This window comes from Pseudocitrobacter vendiensis (assembly GCF_943590815.1).
In the GTDB taxonomy this organism is placed as follows: Bacteria; Pseudomonadota; Gammaproteobacteria; order Enterobacterales; family Enterobacteriaceae; genus Pseudocitrobacter; species Pseudocitrobacter vendiensis.
This window is the reverse complement of the sequence record NZ_CALSBS010000002.1, coordinates 269,489-285,741: the sequence shown is the minus strand read 5'-3', so window position 1 is coordinate 285,741 and position 16,253 is coordinate 269,489. Positions and strand designations below refer to the sequence as shown.

Here is a 16,253-nt window from a genome sequence, read left to right as displayed (position 1 = left end):
TATTTTTTAGATGGTGGGACATCGTGCTGACAGCGTCAGCAGGGCTTCGCGGGCGACGGCCTGAGCATGATCCGCCACCTGCGGCAGGCCCATCAGTTCACCAAAGCGGCCACGGGCAGCAGGCCCGGAGACCAGAAATATGGCTGAAGGCTTGCCCTGCGCGTCCAGTGTTTGCGAATGGGTATCGACGTCGATCCCTAAACCCAGCGCATCGGGGCGAATCACCCCAGCCCGGCGCAAATCACGTAAAAACGGCTGGCTTTCGGTGAGCGAAGCGTGCGCGGGCCCGGTGGTTAAAATCAGATAATCGACGGACAATTCCTGCTGTGCATCATTGCGCACCGCCAGTTGCACACGCAGATGATTCTCCTTCGCCGTCACCGTTTTCAGCCTGGCCGCCAGCACAGTGAGTAAGCCCGCCTGCTGTTTCGCGGTAATGGCCTCGGCCACCTGTGGCGCAATGCGGTACCGATGTACATCCCAGAAGCGGCGCAGATGACGCAGGAACTGGCGCTGTTCGCGCTCACTTAACTGTTGCCAAATCGACTGCCCCTGGCTGCGGACTTCATCAAGCACCACCTGCCACGGCAAACCGTTTTCAGCGGCACGAGCGATATCCTCGCGAATCTGCCGCAGGCGCTGGCGTAGCGAGCCGTGCGCATAATCCGCCTGCCATTTTGCCAGCCCCGCCGCCGCGTTAGGCCGTGAAAGCAAGCCGTGGCGCGAGAACGCCAGCAGTTTGCCGCGATGCCCTAAGCGGGTCAGCGATGCCACGACATCCGCCATGCTCAGTGCAGTACCGACAATCGCGACGTTGGCCTCGGGCGGGATATTTTCCAGCGCCCCGGCAACCCACGGATTGGCTACCAGGCGCGGATGTTCGGCAATCGCCCGCACTTCTTTCGGGAGATCCGGCGGCGGATGACTGACCGCCAGCACTACGCGATCGGCAGTGATCTTACGCCCCTGCGCGGTGATCACCTGATTATCCTGCCAGGCCACGGCCGTATCACGCAGATGGGAGACGCGTCCTGGCTGCTTTTGCGCCTCGGTGAGAAACGCCTGGGCGACATAGCGACCAAATTCGCCACGTTGCGGATAGACGCTGCCATCGGGACGACGGGCGTCAGCATCGCGCAGGAAACTCGCCTGCTGACGGTACCAACGTTCAAACGCGCCCTCTTCCTCACCGGAAAGCTGCATCCTGGACGCCGGAACATTGATGCGATGCGCCGGGTCGGCGGCGGAGTACGCCACGCCCAGCCCCGGCTGTTCTCGGGGCTCAATGAGGGTGATACGCACAGGCGTTTGCGCTTCGCGCAGCAGATGAATTGCCACCGCCGCCCCGCTGAAGCCGCCGCCAATAATCGCAATATGAGGTTCACTCATCGCACATCTCCACAAACCTTGTTTAACTGGCGCTAACCTGTTTTGTCGGACGCGCCGCACCGCCGATGGTTTCACCAAACGGGCCGGTATTCACGTTGCCGGACTGGCTACGCGGACGCGTACTCAGCGGCAGCAGCGGCATGACCAGCTCAGCGAAGCGATGTGCCTCTTCGAGATGCGGGTAGCCGGAGAAAATAAAATTCGTAATCCCTAAAGCCTGGTACTCCCGAATGCGTTCCGCCACCTGCTGCGGATTGCCCACCAGCGCGGTGCCTGCGCCGCCGCGCACCAGACCAACGCCCGCCCACAGATTGGGCGAGATAACCAGATTGTCGCGATTGCCTTTGTGTAAGGCGCTCATACGCGCCTGGCCGGTGGAATCCATACGCGAGAAGATCTGCTGTGCCTGCGCGATGGTGTCATCATCCAGATGCGCGATCAGTTTGTCGGCGGCAGCCCACGCCTCTTCTTCCGTTTCGCGCACAATGACGTGCAGACGGATACCGTATTGCAGCTCGCGTCCTTTCGCTTTCGCCCGCGCCTTTACCACTTCCAGTTTCTCCGCCACCTGCGCAGGCGGCTCGCCCCAGGTCAGATAAGCGTCGATATGATCGCCCGCGACGTCAATCGCCGCATCGGATGAACCACCAAAGTACAGCGGCGGGCCATTTTCCTGTACCGGTGGGAACAGCACTTCCGCGCCTTCCACCTTGATATGCTTGCCGTGGTAATCGACCTTTTCACCTGCCAGCAGACGGCGATAAACATCGAGGAATTCCTGGGTGACTTCATAGCGTTCAGTATGATTCAGGAAAATCCCGTCGCCCTTGTTTTCTACCGGATCGCCGCCGGTGACCACATTAATCAGCAAACGCCCTTCTGACAGACGATCCAGCGTTGCCGCCATGCGTGCCGCAAGCGTAGGCGGCTGAAGCCCAGGACGCACCGCCACCAGATAACGCAGATTACGCGTTTGCGGAGCCAGCGCGGCGGCCACCAGCCAGGAGTCTTCACAACTTTTACCGGTTGGGATCAGCACCCCGTAATAGCCCAGGCTATCGGCAGCCAACGCCACCTGTTGCAGATAAGGCAAATCAACCGGACGCCCACCCTGAGTAGTGCCCAGATAGCGACCATCACCGTGGGTTGGCAGGAACCAGAAGACATTCAGGTTATTATCGGATTTCGCTGTCATTATCTCTTTCCTTTATAACTATATTCACTATTTATCGAAGCGTTTCTTCAAGATGGTTATAACGGTATTAGCGAAATCCGTGCCAGAACTTCAAAAAAATTAAAATGCTTAATATCAATCACTTAACTTATTTTGCGCGTTCAGCATCCTGTTGCAAATGCGACAACTACCGGACACAGCCTGCTGCAAATGCAACAAACCGGGCCTTACCCCCCTCTGGTGTATTGCCCCGGTAAAAGATAAGTTCGGCATATGAATTACGCGGAGCCAAACCTATGCTGAACCCCTCTACCCCTGTGCTGATTGACCCGGCTTCCAAAGCCTTTCAAAGCTTGCTTGACCGCTTTGCCCCGACCGATGCCACCGTGCTCATCATTGGTGAAACCGGCAGCGGCAAAGAGGTCGTGGCCCGCTACCTTCATCACCACAGCGCGCGCAGCCACGCACCGTTTCTGGCGGTGAACTGCGGCGCGTTAACCGAGTCACTGGCGGAAGCGGAACTGTTCGGTCATGAGAAAGGGGCCTTTACCGGTGCGATGCAGGCACAGCCCGGTTGGTTTGAGGCCGCTGAAGGCGGCACGCTGCTGTTGGATGAAATTGGCGAGCTAAGCCTGGCGTTGCAGGTCAAACTGCTGCGAGTGCTACAGGAACGCGAGATCACCCGAGTGGGCTCGCGCAGACCCATCAAGGTGAATGTACGGGTGATTGCGGCCACCCATGTCGACCTCGAACAGGCCATCCGCGAGCGCCGATTCCGGGAAGATCTCTTTTATCGCCTTAATATCGCGGCAGTTAATCTTCCGGCACTGCGTCAGCGCCGCCAGGATATCCCATTGCTGGCAGAGCATTTTTTACAGCTTTACGCCAGGCGCTTAGGCAAACCCTCGCGCCGCTTAGCCCCGGATACGCTGGCCGCGATGATGGATTACTCATGGCCTGGCAATGTTCGTGAGCTGGAGAACATGCTGCATACGGCCGTATTGCTCAGCCAGGAGGAAGTCATTACGCCTGCGCAACTGCGCTTTACTTCCGCGCCTGCCAGGATCGATGAGCAAGAAGAAGACACATTGGCGGCGTTTATGCGTCAACAGTTAGCGCTGCACGGCGGGCAGCTGTACGACCGGGTGATGAACGCAATGATTCAAACGGCGATGGCGCAAAGCGACAATAATCAGAGCCAGGCCGCCGCGCTGCTGGGCATCAGCCGACACGCTTTACGTACCCAGCTGGCGCATCTCGGGGTGATAAAAAGCCGCCGCAAACCGGAATCAACCCTTCTGAGTGCTTCCTCACCCACCGTGCGTGAACGTGAACTGCGTATTGGTTATCAGCGTTTCGGCAACCTTGGCGTACTGAAGGCGCGTCAAACATTAGAGCGTGAGTTTGCCGGGCGCGGCGTGAACGTCCTGTGGAGTGAATTCCCCGCAGGCCCGCAGATGTTGCAGGCGCTGAGCAACAACGATATCGATTTTGGTACCACGGGTGAAGCGCCGCCGGTCTTTGCTCAGTCGCGAGAAAACGCGCTGCTTTACGTCGCCTGGGAGCCGCCCGCACCGCGCAGCGTCGCCATGGTGGTGCCAAACGACAGCGACATTCAGCACATCCATCAATTACGCGGTAAACGTATTGCTCTGAATAAAGGTTCCAACGTGCACTGGCTGCTGGTGCAGATTCTGGAAGAAGCGGGTTTACGCCTTGAGGATATAAAAGTGGTGTACGCACCGCCTAAATATCCTCTGACGCCCAGCGACTATCTGGCCGCCGACGCGTGGATGATGTGGGACCCGGTGCTCAGTGATGCAGAAAAAAGCGGTCAGTTACGGATTGTCGCCACCGGCGAGGGGCGTGTGAACAATCATCAGTTTTACATCGCCCGCCGTCACTACGCGCAGCATAACGATGACATCATTGCGCATGTGGTGGATGCGCTCGGCAGAACCGGGAAGTTTATCGACAGGCAGCGTCATGACGCGGCGCAATTGCTTTCCAGCGAACTGGGGTTGGATATCACCTCGCTGGAGTGCGCGCTGGCCCGTCGCAGCCATCAGACCCGCGAAATGGATCTGAAAGTGATCCGCGCGCAGCAAACCATCGCCGACCGCTTCTACGCGCTGGGCCTGCTGAGCAAGCCCGTGTCAGTACGCGATGCTATCTGGAATGCGAAAGTGGAACAGGCCGAACCGTGGATTGCGGCCTGAAAACACTCAGTGCTGCTTAAAGGTGGCGATGGGCTTCGGTGAAATGCCGAAGTCCTCTTTCAGCTGCTGCTTACTTTTCATCACCATCTGCCCATTGGTGTCGATGGTCATATGCTGGGCGTCGCTGTTGTAGCGCGCCTGCCAGAGCATCACCAGTTGCAGGCAGTTCTCTTTTTGTTCTGCGGTCAGGGCCACGCCATCCGGCCATTTCCCCAGTTCCACCGCCGTCATCAAACGCTGATAAACGTCCGGTGTCATATTGTCGATAATTTGCTCAATACTCATGTCCGACTCCGACTGTTAAGGAATAATTTGCTGAATCGTTTTTTCAACCTTTCGTTGACTCACCTTTCTCGCCATCCGTGAAGCTCAGGGACGCCGAATTGACGCAAAAACGTTCGCCTGTCGGCTGAGGGCCATCGGGGAAGACATGCCCCAGGTGCGCATCGCAATTTCCGCAACGAATTTCAGTACGTTGCATGCCGTGAGAGTAATCGTTGAGATAGCGGATGGCGGTATCACTTACCGGCTCATAAAAACTTGGCCAGCCACATCCAGAATCGTACTTACTTTCGGAGTGGAAAAGTGGCGCATCGCACACTAAACAATGGTAAATCCCGTCACGCTTGTTATGAAGCAAACGCCCGGTGAATGGCGGCTCGGTGCCGTGATTCTGCGTGACGTAGAACTGCATTTCGCTTAAATTTTTTTTGAGTTCTTCGGGGGTAGGTTTGTTCGCCATTTTGCTCACATCTCGCTATGAAAAGTACATCTCAACTCCGATTCTAACAAAACATTAACAATGACGTATCGACTTTTGTTCTAAACTTATTCGATGCGAAAAAGCGGCTGGTTTATTGTGATGTAATTCACATTTTTATCTGCTGCAACCTTTAAAATTCGCGGCGCCGACCCCATGTGGTTACAAGCTCAAAGGGAGAGTGAGGCATTTCAATCGAGCAAAGCTTGTGCCGATGATTGATTTGTCGCAATGATTGACACGATTCCGCTTGACGCTGCGTAAGGTTTTTGTAATTTTACAGGCAACCTTTTATTCACTAACAAATAGCTGGTGGAATATATGACTATCAAAGTAGGTATCAACGGTTTTGGCCGTATCGGTCGCATTGTTTTCCGTGCTGCTCAGGAACGTTCTGACATCGAGATCGTTGCAATCAACGATCTGTTAGACGCTGACTACATGGCATACATGCTGAAATATGACTCCACTCACGGCCGTTTCAACGGTACCGTTGAAGTGAAAGACGGTCATCTGATCGTTAACGGTAAAAAAATCCGTGTTACCGCTGAGCGTGATCCGGCTAACCTGAAATGGAACGAAGTTGGTGTTGACGTTGTTGCTGAAGCAACTGGCCTGTTCCTGACTGACGAAACCGCTCGCAAACACATCACTGCTGGTGCGAAAAAAGTTGTTCTGACTGGCCCGTCCAAAGACAACACTCCGATGTTTGTTAAAGGCGCTAACTTTGACAAATACGAAGGCCAGGACATCGTTTCTAACGCTTCCTGCACCACTAACTGCCTGGCACCGCTGGCTAAAGTTATCAACGACAACTTCGGTATCATCGAAGGTCTGATGACCACTGTTCACGCGACCACCGCGACTCAGAAAACCGTTGATGGCCCGTCTCATAAAGACTGGCGCGGCGGCCGCGGCGCATCCCAGAACATCATCCCGTCCTCTACCGGTGCTGCTAAAGCTGTAGGTAAAGTACTGCCAGAACTGAATGGCAAACTGACTGGTATGGCGTTCCGCGTTCCGACTCCGAACGTATCCGTTGTTGACCTGACCGTTCGTCTGGAAAAAGCTGCTTCTTACGAAGAAATTAAGAAAGCAATCAAAGCTGCTTCCGAAGGCCCGATGAAAGGCGTTCTGGGTTACACCGAAGACGACGTTGTATCTACCGATTTCAACGGCGAAGTTTGCACTTCTGTGTTCGATGCTAAAGCAGGTATCGCACTGAACGACAACTTCGTGAAACTGGTATCCTGGTACGACAACGAAACCGGCTACTCCAACAAAGTTCTGGACCTGATTGCTCACATCTCCAAATAAGTTGAGATGAAACAGTAATCTGAAAGAGCGACTTCGGTCGCTCTTTTTTTTGTTTGAAAAGAAGGATTGCGTAATGATTAATAAAATTTTTGCACTTCCGGTAATCGAACAACTTACCCCTGTGCTCTCCCGTCGTCAGCTTGATGAGCTGGAAATTATTGTTGTTGATCACCCGGCCGTTAAGGCTTCCGTTGCGCTTCAGGGCGCTCACCTGCTGTCGTGGAAACCGGCGGGAGAAGCGGATGTGCTGTGGCTGAGCAACAATACCCCGTTTAAAAACGGCGTAGCCCTGCGCGGCGGCGTGCCGATTTGCTGGCCGTGGTTTGGCCCGGCGGCTCAGCAGGGCCTGCCTTCTCACGGTTTTGCCCGTAACCTGCCGTGGGCGCTGAAAGCGCACAACGAAGATGACAACGGCGTAGTACTGACCTTTGAACTGCAAAGCAGTGAGGCTTCTCGCCAGTACTGGTCGCACGATTTCACCCTGCTCGCCCGTTTCAAACTGGGTAAAACCTGTGAAATCGAACTCGAAGCACACGGTGATTTCGAAACCACCAGCGCACTGCACACCTATTTCAACGTGGGCGATATCCATGCGGTAAAAGTGAGCGGCCTTGGCGATCGCTTTATCGATAAAGTGAACGACGCCAAAGAAGGCGTGCTGAGCGACGGCGTACAAACCTTCCCGGACCGTACCGACCGCGTTTATCTGAATCCGGAATCTTGCAGCGTGATCCACGATACGTCGCTGAACCGCAGCATTAACGTGATTCACCACCATAACCCGGACGTTGTGGGCTGGAACCCTGGCCCGGCGCTGTCTGTCAGCATGGGCGACATGCCGGACGATGGCTATAAAACCTTCGTGTGTGTAGAAACCGCGTGCGCCAGCAAAACGCAAAAAGCGTCGGCGGATAAACCGTCCCGTTTGAGCCAGACCATTAAGGTTGTGAAAGGCTAAGTGGTTAGCCCGGCAATTGTGCGGGCTTTTGCCGGGTGGCGCTAGTGCTTACCCGGCCTACAATTGAACGCATATTTGACCGCAATTTTCTGTAGACCTGATAAGCGAAAGTGCCATCCGGCATTTTCTTCACACGACGTCCAACGCCGTTTTATGCCCTGGGGCCGGGAATGCGCTATCCAGCAATGCCAGTTCTTCTTTGCTTAAGGTCAGTGCCATCGCCGCCGCATTCTCTTCAACGTGCTTCACCGTCGCCGCCTTTGGAATAGCCATTACGCCCTGATGCCGAATAACCCACGCCAGCAACACCTGCGCGACGGTCGCCTGATGCGCATTCGCAATGGCGCCAACTGTCGGGTTAGCAAACAATCCACTGCGCAAACGCCCGGCCTGCGCCAGCGGGCAGTACGCCATTACCGGCATTGAGTGTTGCTGACACCAGGGAAGAAGATCGTATTCGATTCCACGCGAAGCCAGATGATAGAGCACCTGATTCGCCGCGCAGGCCTCCCCGCCTTTCACCTGCCATAATTCCTGCATATCAGCATAATCGAGATTCGACACGCCCCAGTGACGGATTTTGCCCTGCGCCACCAGCTTTTCCATTGCCGTCACGGTATCCTGCAAAGAATAATTCCCGCGCCAGTGTAAGAGGTATAGATCAAGATGGTCGGTGCCCAGTCGCCGCAGACTGGCTTCGCAGGCAGCGGTCATATTGCTGCCCCCGGCGTTCCACGGGTACACCTTCGACACCAAAAATACACGGTCGCGAAGCCCGCGAATCGCCTCGCCCACCACCTCTTCCGCGCCGCCTTCCGCGTACATCTCCGCCGTATCAATTAGCGTCAAACCGCAATCAACGCCAGCCCGCAGCGCCATGGCTTCTTCACGCCGCGCACTGGCGTTTTCCCCCATATACCACGTCCCCTGGCCAATCGAGGGTAACCGTTGCCCGGCAAGCGAAACCGTTTTTTCTGCCATAACATCCTCCTTTTGTTACCTCTTACCCTAAAGGAAAACCACATCCCATTATGTTGGTCAATTGCCTGAATTATGACGTCAGTTTCCGGGAAAATGCCAAAAAAAAGCCCGCCAGTGGCGGGCCGATATAGTGATGCGGGGATCAGAAGGTGTAAGTGACACCGGTTGAGAGCAGACCGGTCCAGCTTTTGTCCACCATCGGGCTGTCGGTGATTTCATCCGACAGACGAGTATAACGAGCAGTTCCGTATACGCTCCAGTTGCCGAGGAAGCGGTAGTTCGCGCTCAACTCCAGATACGGGTTCCAGCCACCGTCTGCGCTGTAGTCACGCAGGCCGCTTTTACGTGATTCTTTGTGCGACACGCCGTAGTAGTAGTCGTTCATGTTATCGCTGTTCCACTCAACACCGATACCTGGCGTCAGCGTCAGGTTGCCGTTGGTGTAGCGATAAATCCAGCCCAGATCCCAAATCAGACCGTTGCTTTTATCCAGCGTATCACCGGAAAGCGTGGTACGCAGAGAACCGTACTGGGTATGGTGGAACCAGGAGACACCCGCCATCATTGTCGAGTGACGACTGTCGAGGCGACGCAGTTTATGGCTGTCGCTATCGCTCGGTTTGAAATACATCGGCAGCCAGTACGCAGTCAGGGAAAGCTGATCGGTACCGTCGTTCCACAGGTAGTAACCACCGCCCAGGCCTCGGAACCAGAAGTTCTCACTTTCATAGGTCAGAACCGGCACCGGTACAACGTCGTTGCCGTACTGTTTATAGGGATGTTGAATGACACCAACGCCTGCCCCCAGGGTCAGTTTGCTTTCAGCCTGCACGGCAGTTGCAGAAGTAGCCAGCAGCACGCCCAGCGTCAGAAGTTTGATTTTATTCACAATCCTTTATTCCTTTTTCAACTTATCAGCGGCGGAAGTTTACCCGCCAGGTCCGCTTATCACAAATTTTTTACCTGAATGAGCACAATATGGCTCGATATTCTCTCGGAAATCAATGACAGCACGTTTGCAAACACGTGACAGCAGAAAGAAATCCCTTCTCTCCATAAAAAGAATAAATGACCGTATTTTTGGATGAGTTATTGATATGTCATTGAAATTCGTTTTTGACAGCATGCAAGTTTTGCAAATGCCATCTACGCTTATTTTTAGAAGTCGTCATCGCAGGGCATGTTTTCGTGAAGAGTGCAGCAGCCGGGGATTTCGGTTGCAGGACTTGCAGCGAGCGTCGTGCGGCAGACCGCTTCCGGGAGCCTCCACTATTCATACGAACGGCTCTTAACCACCTGTGCTAAAAAAGACGAAAGGACGGCATGCCATGAATATATTCGATCACTATCGCCAGCGTTATGAAGCTGCCAAGGACGAAGAGTTCACACTGCAGGAGTTTCTTACCATTTGTCGGCAAGACCGCAGTGCCTATGCTAATGCGGCAGAACGGCTATTAATGGCTATTGGTGAGCCTGTAATGGTCGACACGGCCCAGGAGCCACGGCTTTCCCGTCTGTTTTCGAACCGCGTCATTGGACGCTATCCGGCGTTTGAGGAATTTTATGGCATGGAGGATGCGATTGAGCAAATCGTCTCCTACCTGAAGCACGCCGCCCAGGGACTGGAAGAGAAGAAACAGATCCTCTATTTACTGGGCCCGGTGGGTGGCGGTAAATCGTCACTGGCGGAACGACTGAAATCCCTGATGCAGCGGGTGCCTATCTACGTGCTGAGCGCCAACGGCGAACGCAGTCCGGTAAACGATCATCCGCTGTGCCTGTTTAACCCGCAGGAAGACGCGCAGATTCTGGAAAAAGAATACGGCGTGCCTTCACGTTACCTCGGCACCATCATGTCACCGTGGGCGGCAAAACGTCTGCATGAGTTTGGCGGCGACATCACCAAATTCCGCGTGGTCAAAGTGTGGCCATCGATTCTGGAACAGGTGGCGATTGCCAAAACCGAACCGGGCGATGAAAACAACCAGGATATCTCGGCGCTGGTCGGGAAAGTGGATATCCGTAAGCTGGAACACTTCGCGCAGAACGATCCGGATGCCTATGGCTATTCCGGCGCGCTGTGCCGCGCCAACCAGGGCATCATGGAATTCGTCGAGATGTTCAAGGCGCCGATTAAAGTGTTGCATCCGCTGCTGACCGCGACCCAGGAGGGCAACTACAACGGTACCGAGGGCCTCTCCGCCCTGCCGTTCAACGGTATTATCCTCGCGCACTCCAACGAATCGGAGTGGGTCACCTTCCGTAATAACAAAAACAACGAGGCGTTCCTTGACCGTGTTTATATCGTCAAAGTGCCTTATTGCCTGCGCATTTCGGAAGAGATCAAAATTTACGAAAAACTGCTTAACCACAGTGAGTTGGTACATGCGCCTTGCGCGCCTGGCACGCTGGAAACCCTGTCGCGCTTCTCGATTCTTTCACGTTTGAAAGAGCCAGAAAACTCGAGCATTTACTCGAAAATGCGCGTCTACGATGGTGAAAGTTTGAAAGATACCGATCCGAAAGCGAAGTCGTATCAGGAGTATCGCGACTATGCGGGCGTGGACGAAGGGATGAACGGTCTCTCAACCCGTTTCGCCTTTAAAATTCTGTCGCGCGTATTCAACTTCGACCATGCGGAAGTGGCGGCCAACCCGGTTCATCTGTTCTATGTGCTGGAACAGCAGATTGAGCGCGAACAGTTCCCGCAGGAAATGGCGGAACGTTATCTTGAGTTCCTGAAGGGTTATCTGATCCCGAAATACGCCGAGTTCATCGGCAAAGAGATCCAGACGGCCTATCTGGAGTCCTACTCTGAGTATGGCCAGAACATTTTTGACCGCTATGTAACCTATGCAGATTTCTGGATTCAGGATCAGGAGTATCGCGACCCGGATACCGGCCAGTTGTTTGACCGCGAATCCCTGAACGCTGAGCTGGAAAAAATTGAGAAGCCTGCCGGGATCAGTAATCCGAAAGACTTCCGTAATGAAATCGTCAACTTTGTGCTGCGCGCCAGAGCACACAACAACGGGCGCAATCCGAACTGGACCAGCTACGAAAAACTGCGCACGGTGATTGAGAAGAAAATGTTCTCCAACACCGAAGAGCTGCTGCCGGTTATCTCCTTCAACGCCAAAACGTCAACGGACGAGCAGAAAAAACACGACGACTTTGTCGATCGCATGATGGAAAAAGGCTATACCCGTAAACAGGTACGCCTGCTGTGCGAATGGTATCTGCGCGTACGTAAATCGTCATGATGTCATGCCCGGCGGTGCTTACCTGCCGGGCATATCACAGCGTTCCGTAATCCGGATAAGCGCAGCACCATTCGGCATTGATTTACGGCGAAAAGTTGGCAGTACGGGAGGGGAAATATGACCTGGTTTATAGACCGGCGTCTTAACGGTAAAAATAAAAGCGCGGTGAATCGGCAGCGCTTTTTACGCCGTTATAAAGCGCAAATTAAACAGTCGATTTCCGAGGCCATCAATAAGCGTTCGGTTACCGACATAGACAGCGGTGAGTCTGTCTCCATTCCTACGGATGATATTAATGAGCCGATGTTCCATCAGGGACGCGGCGGACTTCGCCATCGGGTGCATCCCGGTAACGATCACTTTGTGCAAAACGACCGCATCGAGCGCCCGCAAGGGGGCGGCGGTGGCGGCGGAAGCGGTCAGGGCCAGGCCAGCCCTGACGGCGAGGGGCAGGATGAATTCGTCTTTCAGATTTCGAAAGACGAATATCTGGATCTGCTATTTGAAGATTTAGCGCTGCCGAACCTGCGAAAAAACCAGCAGCGACAGCTTACCGAGTACAAAACGCACCGGGCGGGGTTTACCTCAAACGGTGTACCGGCCAACATCAGCGTGGTGCGATCGCTGCAAAACTCACTGGCCCGTCGCACTGCCATGACGGCGGGGAAACGGCGCGAATTACATGAACTGGAAACCAGTCTGGAAATCGTCGCCAAAAGCGAACCGGCCCAGTTGCTGGAAGAGGAGCGGCTGCGCAAAGAGATTGCTGAACTGCGGGCAAAAATCGATCGCGTGCCGTTTATCGACACCTTTGACCTGCGTTACAAAAACTATGAGAAACGGCCTGAGCCCACCAGCCAGGCGGTTATGTTCTGCCTGATGGACGTTTCAGGGTCGATGGATCAGGCCACCAAAGATATGGCTAAACGTTTTTACATTCTGCTCTATCTGTTCCTGAGCCGAACCTATAAAAACGTCGAGGTGGTCTATATTCGCCACCATACGCAGGCGAAAGAGGTGGATGAACATGAGTTCTTCTACTCTCAGGAAACCGGCGGCACAATAGTCTCCAGCGCCCTGAAACTGATGGATGAAGTGGTGACGGAGCGTTATAACCCGGCACAGTGGAATATCTATGCCGCACAGGCGTCGGATGGCGATAACTGGGCGGATGACTCCCCACTGTGTCATGAACTGCTGGCGAAGAAAATTCTGCCGGTAGTCCGTTATTACAGCTATATCGAAATCACCCGCCGGGCACATCAAACCCTGTGGCGAGAGTATGAGCATCTGCAGGCGACGTTTGAGAACTTCGCGATGCAGCATATTCGCGACCAGGAAGATATTTACCCGGTATTCCGCGAGCTGTTCCATAAGCAGGATGCCTGACACTCATCAGCCAGCATTACCTTTTGCTGGCTGATTTCCTCATTTTTGTTATCAGCACATTCTCAGCACGCTATTCATCGGGGTGATTATCATTAAAAAATGGTATAGCTCACGAAACGTACACTTTTTAATATACCCCTACCCCATAAACGGTTACTTTTAAATTGGTGATGACAAAAGGAGGTATTATGACCAAGAAGATTCTTGTACCGATTGATATTTCAGAAACTGAACTCACCCAGCGCGTGATTGCGCAGGTAGAAGCGCAAGCGAGTCTGGATGATGCGGAAGTCCATTTCCTGACCGTACTCCCTTTGTATCCATACTATGCCACCCTTGGCGCACGCTATGTGGCCGACCTGCCGGTGATGGACGATCTCGAAACCGATGCCATGAAAAAGCTCGATGAGATTGTGAAGCAGTTTTCATTACCTGAAGATCGGGTTTACAAGCACTTCGCGGAAGGCGCGCCAAAGGACAAAATCCTCGAACTGGCGAAAACCATTCCTGCGGATTTGGTTATTATTAGCTCGCATCGTCCTGATTTTACCACTTATCTCCTGGGCTCAACCGCTGCGGCGGTGGTCAGACACGCGGAGTGTTCTGTTCTGGTTATTCGATAATTATCTTTACACTAAGCGGAAAAGGTTATTTCCGCTTAGTGCCCTATCCTGAAAAAAGGCATGCTATAATTCAGCGTCGCCAGTGAAGTTCAGGATATAAACGTGTCACATTTCAGCAGCAAAAAAACAACGTTTGTGATAGTCATCTTATCGACCTGCGTATTCCTCGGACTTTTGTATAAAGAATACAGCAACCTCAATAACTACATGAATTATATCTCTGAGAATGGGCGTTCCGCACTTTTTCACGAGGAGTATATTAATCAGAATCTGGCCTTTCAGTTATCTCGCGCTTTTTCAGCGGATGCCAACATAAAGAAGCACGATACCGGTGCCTGTCAGCAACTGGAGCATCTTAACGGAGTGAATGGATTTAACCTTGCCAGCCATGATTTTCAGGCGCTACCGGGCACGTTGCAAACCACCAACGCCTCCTGTGAGCAGTGGATCAGTGATATCGCTTATCTTCCGCTAATCAATTCACTTCCCGCCCGAAAAACATCAAAGTACACGTTTTCCAACTATTCCGGATATGCGTTTGATAACATCCGCTATTACATTGACGTGTCTAATTCTTATATCTATATCAATAAACTGGTTGATAGCAATAAGTACACCTTTAATAACTGGCTGGTTGTTCACCATAATTCAATCGATATTAAAAAAAGTGCGCAAACTATCAGCATAGATGACAGCAGCCTGAAAGATCTGGCGATGGGAGAAAACATTATCTCTCATGTTTACCGGGATGGTTACACCCACCATAATATTATTAGCCTGCTAACGCCAGTATTTAAGGACAGCACATTTAAAGGCATTATCATCACCGATATAAATATCAGCGACCTGGCAACGTCTTTCTATACCGCCGACAGACCGGTTATCTGGAAGTTTCTGTCGATGCACATCGAAGACAACGCCACCGGGAAAAAAATCAATTTCCATAACCCTGCCTGGCGAGTGCGTACGCTCATTCATCATAAAGAAGCGATCACTCAATACTACTCTCTGCATATCAGCCTGGATATCCTCTATTTTGTCATCTCGAATACGTGGCTGATCTTCAGTTATCTCCTGACCACCTATTTGCTCTGCGCTTACGCAAATTACCATCTGACACGTAATGCGCGTCTCTCGCGGGAGAACATCACGGATGTGATGACCGGCCTGTACAACAGAAAACTGCTTTCACCTTCCCTGCAGGCAAAAATTGATGAATTGATTGTTAAAGGGATTGCCGTGAGCGTCATTGCTCTGGACTGCGACGGCCTGAAGCGCATCAACGATACCCTTGGCCATCAGGCGGGAGACCGTATGATTCAGGCACTGGGAAGAGCTATCGATCAGTCAATTCGTAAGAGTGATTACGGCATTCGCCTCGGCGGTGACGAGTTTAATATTATCCTCATTGATAATACCCTGGTCGCGGCACAACAGGTGGTGAAACGTATTGAAAACAATCTGGCGGCGATGGATACCGGCTTCCCGGTGAAATTCTCCTGGGGCGGTTATCAAATGCAAGCCGGTGAATCACTGGACAGCGCTTTTGCGAAAGCCGATGGCGCGTTGTATTTGCACAAAAAAGGGAAGCGTTCTCGCTAAAGGTTTAGCACTTGAGTTAGCCGCGAAAAGGTCTACCCTGAAGGCTGTTTTTCGTCGCAAGGAGAAGATATGTCTGAAATCACCGCGCCCCAGGATGTTCACCAGCATCTGTTAGATTTGTTAGCGGAAAACCGCGCTCGATACCGCGTCATGACCCATGAAGCGGTGGGTAAATGCGAAGCCGTTTCTGAAATGCGCGGCACGGCGCTGGGCCAGGGAGCCAAAGCGCTGGTGTGCAAAGTAAAAGGCAACGGTATTAAGCAACATATTCTGGCGGTACTCGCCGCCGATCAACAGGCTGATTTATCGCGTATTGCTGAACACGTGGGCGGGTTAAAAGCCTCCCTCGCCAGCCCAGCCGAGGTGGAGCAACTCACCGCCTGCGTTTTTGGTGCCATCCCGCCATTCTCGTTTCATCCCTCGCTGCGTCTGATTGCAGACCCATTATTGTTCACGCGGTTTGATGAAATTGCGTTTAATGCCGGCCGTCTGGAAAAATCCGTTATTCTCAATACCGAAGACTATTTACGCATTGCACAGCCAGAACTGGTGGCGTTTCGTCGCGAGCTATAAGAATA

Annotated in this window: 14 protein-coding genes; 8 read left to right on the top strand and 6 right to left on the bottom strand. The window is 53.1% G+C overall.

Annotated elements, in window-relative coordinates:
* Positions 1-6 precede the first annotated feature (6 nt).
* Both NMC31_RS03725 and ssuD read right to left on the bottom strand, forming a co-directional pair.
* Complete coding sequence (locus tag NMC31_RS03725; RefSeq protein WP_253897005.1) at positions 7-1,389, bottom strand: FAD/NAD(P)-binding protein; 1,383 nt, start codon at positions 1,387-1,389, stop codon at positions 7-9.
* A 22-nt stretch (positions 1,390-1,411) separates the two neighbouring features.
* Positions 1,412-2,584: an FMNH2-dependent alkanesulfonate monooxygenase gene (ssuD, locus tag NMC31_RS03720; RefSeq protein WP_253897004.1), complete on the bottom strand. Its 1,173-nt coding sequence runs from the start codon at positions 2,582-2,584 to the stop codon at positions 1,412-1,414.
* 275 nt (positions 2,585-2,859) lie between these two features.
* Between ssuD and NMC31_RS03715 the strand changes: the two genes are divergently transcribed.
* A complete protein-coding gene (locus tag NMC31_RS03715; protein WP_253897003.1) occupies positions 2,860-4,782 on the top strand; it encodes a sigma-54-dependent Fis family transcriptional regulator in 1,923 nt (640 codons plus the stop codon).
* 6 nt (positions 4,783-4,788) lie between these two features.
* Here the strand turns inward: NMC31_RS03715 and NMC31_RS03710 are convergent, their stop codons facing one another.
* Both NMC31_RS03710 and msrB read right to left on the bottom strand, forming a co-directional pair.
* Entirely contained in the window at positions 4,789-5,067 is a 279-nt protein-coding gene (locus NMC31_RS03710; RefSeq protein ID WP_015964794.1) for a YeaC family protein, read from the bottom strand.
* Positions 5,068-5,110: 43 nt separating this feature from the next.
* Positions 5,111-5,524, bottom strand: a complete 414-nt coding sequence (gene msrB / locus NMC31_RS03705) for a peptide-methionine (R)-S-oxide reductase MsrB (RefSeq protein WP_015964795.1) — start codon at positions 5,522-5,524, stop codon at positions 5,111-5,113.
* 339 nt (positions 5,525-5,863) lie between these two features.
* Here msrB and gapA point away from each other — a divergent pair, with 339 nt between their 5' ends.
* Both gapA and NMC31_RS03695 read left to right on the top strand, forming a co-directional pair.
* Positions 5,864-6,859 carry a glyceraldehyde-3-phosphate dehydrogenase gene (gapA, locus tag NMC31_RS03700; protein ID WP_149464751.1) on the top strand — a complete coding sequence of 332 codons (996 nt, stop codon included), beginning with the start codon at positions 5,864-5,866 and terminating at the stop codon, positions 6,857-6,859.
* A 73-nt stretch (positions 6,860-6,932) separates the two neighbouring features.
* Positions 6,933-7,817 carry a D-hexose-6-phosphate mutarotase gene (locus NMC31_RS03695; RefSeq protein WP_253897002.1) on the top strand — a complete coding sequence of 295 codons (885 nt, stop codon included), beginning with the start codon at positions 6,933-6,935 and terminating at the stop codon, positions 7,815-7,817.
* Positions 7,818-7,946: 129 nt separating this feature from the next.
* On the opposite strand, the gene NMC31_RS03690 is transcribed toward NMC31_RS03695, so the two are convergent.
* Both NMC31_RS03690 and NMC31_RS03685 read right to left on the bottom strand, forming a co-directional pair.
* On the bottom strand, positions 7,947-8,798 hold the full coding sequence (locus NMC31_RS03690) for an aldo/keto reductase (RefSeq protein WP_253897001.1): 852 nt from the start codon (positions 8,796-8,798) through the stop codon (positions 7,947-7,949).
* 142 nt (positions 8,799-8,940) lie between these two features.
* Positions 8,941-9,687, bottom strand: a complete 747-nt coding sequence (locus tag NMC31_RS03685; protein WP_149464748.1) for a MipA/OmpV family protein — start codon at positions 9,685-9,687, stop codon at positions 8,941-8,943.
* 439 nt (positions 9,688-10,126) lie between these two features.
* On the opposite strand from NMC31_RS03685, the gene yeaG reads away from it, so the two are divergent.
* The 5 genes from yeaG (at position 10,127) to NMC31_RS03660 (ending at position 16,248) form a co-directional block, all read left to right on the top strand.
* A complete protein-coding gene (gene yeaG / locus NMC31_RS03680; protein ID WP_015964800.1) occupies positions 10,127-12,061 on the top strand; it encodes a protein kinase YeaG in 1,935 nt (644 codons plus the stop codon).
* 117 nt (positions 12,062-12,178) lie between these two features.
* The gene (locus NMC31_RS03675; protein WP_149464747.1) at positions 12,179-13,450 is read left to right on the top strand and encodes a YeaH/YhbH family protein; all 1,272 of its coding nucleotides are present in this window, start codon (positions 12,179-12,181) and stop codon (positions 13,448-13,450) included.
* A gap of 188 nt (positions 13,451-13,638) precedes the next feature.
* Positions 13,639-14,073 (top strand): universal stress protein UspF, encoded by a 435-nt coding sequence (uspF, locus tag NMC31_RS03670; protein WP_149464746.1) that lies wholly within the window; start codon positions 13,639-13,641, stop codon positions 14,071-14,073.
* A 102-nt stretch (positions 14,074-14,175) separates the two neighbouring features.
* Entirely contained in the window at positions 14,176-15,675 is a 1,500-nt protein-coding gene (gene dgcJ, locus NMC31_RS03665; protein WP_253897000.1) for a diguanylate cyclase DgcJ, read from the top strand.
* Between the two features lie 69 nt (positions 15,676-15,744).
* Positions 15,745-16,248 carry a YbaK/prolyl-tRNA synthetase associated domain-containing protein gene (locus NMC31_RS03660; protein WP_188016903.1) on the top strand — a complete coding sequence of 168 codons (504 nt, stop codon included), beginning with the start codon at positions 15,745-15,747 and terminating at the stop codon, positions 16,246-16,248.
* The last annotated feature ends 5 nt before the right edge of the window (positions 16,249-16,253 follow it).

Excerpts from the sequence above, each read along its gene's own strand:
- NMC31_RS03725 (WP_253897005.1), bottom strand. The coding sequence starts at position 1,389 with ATGAGTGAACCTCATATTGCGATTATTGGCGGCGGCTTCAGCGGGGCG.
- ssuD (WP_253897004.1), bottom strand. The coding sequence starts at position 2,584 with ATGACAGCGAAATCCGATAATAACCTGAATGTCTTCTGGTTCCTGCCA.
- NMC31_RS03715 (WP_253897003.1), top strand. The coding sequence starts at position 2,860 with ATGCTGAACCCCTCTACCCCTGTGCTGATTGACCCGGCTTCCAAAGCC.
- NMC31_RS03710 (WP_015964794.1), bottom strand. The coding sequence starts at position 5,067 with ATGAGTATTGAGCAAATTATCGACAATATGACACCGGACGTTTATCAG.
- msrB (WP_015964795.1), bottom strand. The coding sequence starts at position 5,524 with ATGGCGAACAAACCTACCCCCGAAGAACTCAAAAAAAATTTAAGCGAA.
- gapA (WP_149464751.1), top strand. The coding sequence starts at position 5,864 with ATGACTATCAAAGTAGGTATCAACGGTTTTGGCCGTATCGGTCGCATT.
- NMC31_RS03695 (WP_253897002.1), top strand. The coding sequence starts at position 6,933 with ATGATTAATAAAATTTTTGCACTTCCGGTAATCGAACAACTTACCCCT.
- NMC31_RS03690 (WP_253897001.1), bottom strand. The coding sequence starts at position 8,798 with ATGGCAGAAAAAACGGTTTCGCTTGCCGGGCAACGGTTACCCTCGATT.
- yeaG (WP_015964800.1), top strand. The coding sequence starts at position 10,127 with ATGAATATATTCGATCACTATCGCCAGCGTTATGAAGCTGCCAAGGAC.
- NMC31_RS03675 (WP_149464747.1), top strand. The coding sequence starts at position 12,179 with ATGACCTGGTTTATAGACCGGCGTCTTAACGGTAAAAATAAAAGCGCG.
- uspF (WP_149464746.1), top strand. The coding sequence starts at position 13,639 with ATGACCAAGAAGATTCTTGTACCGATTGATATTTCAGAAACTGAACTC.
- NMC31_RS03660 (WP_188016903.1), top strand. The coding sequence starts at position 15,745 with ATGTCTGAAATCACCGCGCCCCAGGATGTTCACCAGCATCTGTTAGAT.